We start from the raw sequence: 206 nt of genomic DNA, 5'->3' as shown, positions 1-206 counted from the left end.
GTATATAAGGCAACTAATTTCAACGAGGCTCGATCAATGACCACAGGATGGAAGGGCGTATTTCCCGCCGTAACGACACAGTTCAACGAAGATCTTTCCGTTGATTTGCCCTCGACCCAGCGCGTCCAGGACGCGCTTGTAAACGATGGCGTCAATGGACTGATCGTCATGGGCACATGTGGCGAGAACAACTCGCTGGACCCCGA

1 protein-coding gene is annotated in these 206 nt (G+C 52.9%); it reads left to right on the top strand.

Features of this window, described 5'->3' with window-relative positions; genetic code table 11:
- Positions 1-36 precede the first annotated feature (36 nt).
- The coding region (locus AF337_RS02425) for a dihydrodipicolinate synthase family protein (RefSeq protein WP_193393561.1) at positions 37-206 on the top strand (170 nt) is incomplete at its 3' end.

Source organism: Rhizobium ecuadorense (genome assembly GCF_001187535.1).
Taxonomy (GTDB): Bacteria; Pseudomonadota; Alphaproteobacteria; order Rhizobiales; family Rhizobiaceae; genus Rhizobium; species Rhizobium ecuadorense.
Note: the sequence above shows the minus strand (reverse complement) of the source record. Positions and strands in the feature narration are given on the sequence as shown.